The organism is Actinomycetota bacterium (genome assembly GCA_036280995.1).
Lineage (GTDB): Bacteria > Actinomycetota > CALGFH01 > CALGFH01 > CALGFH01 > CALGFH01.
Map to the genome: position 1 here is coordinate 1 of DASUPQ010000398.1, position 3020 is coordinate 3020.

The 3020-nt window shown below is 73.8% G+C and carries 3 protein-coding genes; all 3 read left to right on the forward strand.

What is annotated here, in order from left to right:
* Window positions 1–288: 288 nt before the first annotated feature.
* Window positions 289–693, forward strand: coding sequence for a CopG family transcriptional regulator (locus VF468_13190; GenBank protein HEX5879249.1), 405 nt, complete (start codon window positions 289–291; stop codon window positions 691–693).
* A gap of 23 nt (window positions 694–716) precedes the next feature.
* Window positions 717–1892, forward strand: coding sequence for a PHB depolymerase family esterase (locus VF468_13195; GenBank protein HEX5879250.1), 1176 nt, complete (start codon window positions 717–719; stop codon window positions 1890–1892).
* Between the two features lie 275 nt (window positions 1893–2167).
* Window positions 2168–3020: solute carrier family 23 protein (locus VF468_13200; protein HEX5879251.1), on the forward strand; the 853-nt coding region annotated here is incomplete at its 3' end.

A 3020-nucleotide genomic window follows, 5' to 3' on the forward strand; every position in this document is an offset into this window, starting at 1 on the left:
CTTCCTGGAGTGCTGCCGCACCGGCGCCCGCCCCCGCACCGACGGCTGGAACGGCGTCCGCGTGGTCGCCACCCTCGAGGCGGCCCAGCAGTCTCTCGACAAGGGCGGCATCCAGGTCGAGGTCGACGCCCCCACCCGGTAACGAACCGGGAATTCCTCGCCGACCTGCTGGATGGGGCGGACGGGGTCGGCAGGTGCCGGTGGCCACGCCTGAGGTGGCCGTGGAGCTGCCCGCGGGTTGACAGCCCTCCCCTGACAGTAGTTACCATCCCACTGGATGGTAAGGGGATGGTGGATGTGGGCGAGGCGGACAAGACCGAGAAGATCACCGTCAACCTGGGCCTGGTCGACCTGGGCCAGGTCGACCTGCTGGTCCAGGAGGGCTTCTACGCCAACCGGACCGACTTCATCCGCACCGCGATCCGGGCCCAGCTGGCCACCCACGCCGAGGCCGTGCACCACACGATGGCCCGCAAGACGCTGGTCCTGGGAGTGCAGCACTACTCGCGGCACGACCTCGAGGCCGTCCGCGACGCCGGCCAGCGCCTCCAGATCCGGGTCCTGGGCCTGGCCAGCATCGCCGACGACGTCCCCCCCGACCTGGCCCTGGCCACCATCGAGTCGGTCGAGGTGCTTGGCGCCCTGCGCGCCAGCGCCCCGGTCAAGGCGGCCCTGACCGGCCGCATCGTCTGACCTCCGAGCGAAGGAAGCTGTTGATGCAGGACGAGATGAACGAGGCGACCCGCCTCACGCGCGAGGGGCGGCTCGCCGAGGCGACCGCGTTGATCCAGCGGACCCTGGGCGGACGCCCCGGCGAGGCCAGTGAGGGTGTGGGCAGCTCCGAGCACCCGGGTTCCGGGTCGGCTACGTTCCCCCACCGGGGGGCCCGGCGCCGGACCGGGTGGGTGCCGCGCGGCCCCGGGTGGGGACAGGGTGAGCCCGGCCTCAGGTGGGGCCAGCGTGGCTCCGGGTCGGGACAGGGGGCCGAGGGGGCGCCGGGGGCGGGACTCCGGGACGGGTCGTTCACCAACGCGGCCGGGACCCGCGGCTACAAGCTGTACGTGCCCACCGCGGCCGCCGGGCGCGACATGCCGCTGGTGGTGATGCTGCATGGTTGCACCCAGACGGCGGCCGACTTCGCCGCCGGGACCCGCATGAACGAGCTGGCCGAGCGGGACGGCTTCCTGGTCGCCTACCCCGAGCAGGTGGCCAAGGCCAACCAGCGGCGCTGCTGGAACTGGTTCCTGCCGGCCCACCAGCGCCGCGACGCCGGCGAGCCGTCGCTGCTGGCCGGGATCACCCGCCAGGTCATGGCGACCCATCAGGTCGACCCGGGCCGGGTGTTCGTGGCCGGGCTCTCGGCCGGCGGGGCCATGGCCGCCGTGCTGGCCGCGACCTACCCGGACCTGTACGCCGCCGCCGGGATCCACTCCGGCCTCGCCGCCGGGGCCGCCCGCGACGTCCAGTCGGCGTACGCGGCCATGCGTCAGGGGCCGCCGGCGGGGACCGACGGCCATGGCCCGGGCATCCCCCTGATCGTCTTCCAGGGCGGCCGCGACACCACCGTGGCTCCCGCCAACGCCGCCGCCCTGCTCGGCCCCTGGAGCAGGACGGCCACCGCCGAGGTGACCGAAGGCCCCGGCTGGACCCGCCGCGCCTACCGCGACCGGGACGGCAAGGTCGTGGCCGAGTGGTGGACGGTCCACGCACTCGGCCACGCCTGGTCGGGCGGCAGCCGGGAAGGGTCGTTCGCCGATCCGGACGGCCCCGACGCCTCCGCCGAGCTGGTGCGCTTCTTCAACGACCAGGCCGGCGGGGGCGACTCCGGGGGCGGGCGGGGCCGCCTGGCCCTGCCCAGGCCGCTGCGGTCCTTGTTCGGCCGAGGCCGCTGACCTGGAGCTCTCCCGGGCCCGGGCGACGTGGCCATTCCTCTGCGCCTCCGTCACGGCGACCGGGAGCTGTCGTTCCTGAGCATCATGGCCAGCTTCGGCACGCCGCTGGGCGTGACCGTGGCCGAGCTTGTGATCGACTCCGGGCGCCGGCGGGCGGCCTGGAGGGGGTCGCCACTGGGTAGGACGGCGTGCGGGCCAGGGCCGCTTCCCCGGCGGCGCGCCGGTGGATACGCTCCGCCGTGACGCCCAGGGGGGCTCGACGAGGAGGGTCAGCCATGGCGCTACGGCTCTGGGAGCTGCACGGCGACGGCAGGACGGTCACCCCCGGGGCGGTGGTCCGGCCCGAGGAGCGGCTGTCGTGGGGACGGACCGCCGGGATCGGGATGCAGCACGTCGTGGCCATGTTCGGGGCCACCTTCCTGGTGCCGGTGCTGACCGGGTTCCCGCCGGCGACCACCATCCTGTTCTCGGGGATCGGGACGCTGCTGTTCCTGGTCATCACCCGCAACCGGGTGCCGAGCTACCTCGGGTCGAGCTTCGCCTTCATCGCCCCGGTGATCGCCGCCAAGGCCGAGGGCGGGATCCCGGCCGCGCTCGGCGGGATCGTCGTCTGCGGCGTGCTGTTCTTCCTGATCGGGCTGGTGGTGGACCGGACCAGCTCGCGGCTGATCGAGTGGCTGATGCCGCCGGTGGTGACCGGGGCCATCGTCGCCCTGATCGGCCTCAACCTGGCCCCGGTGGCCAGGGACAGCTTCGCCCGGCAGCCGCTGCTGGCGTTCATCACGCTGGCCGCGATCCTGCTCATCGGCATCGTCTTCAAGGGGTTCATCGGGCGGCTGTCGGTGTTCCTCGGGGTCCTGCTCGGCTACCTGGTGGCCGCCGTGGCCGGCGAGATCGACTTCGCGCCGGTCGGCGACGCCGCCTGGGTCGGGCTGCCCGACTTCACCGGGCCCACCTTCAGCTGGCGGGCGATCGCGCTGATCGCTCCCGTGGTCATCGTCCTGATCGCCGAGAACACCGGCCACGTCAAGGCCGTGGCCGCCATGACCGAACGCAACCTGGACGACTCGCTGGGCAAGGCCTACATGGGCGACGGGGCGGCCACCGCCCTGGCCGGGCTGGGCGGAG

What these genes read in the sequence shown, in the direction of transcription:
- VF468_13190 (HEX5879249.1), top strand. Translation starts at nt 289, where the DNA reads ATGGTGGATGTGGGCGAGGCGGACAAGACCGAGAAGATCACCGTCAAC.
- VF468_13195 (HEX5879250.1), top strand. Translation starts at nt 717, where the DNA reads ATGCAGGACGAGATGAACGAGGCGACCCGCCTCACGCGCGAGGGGCGG.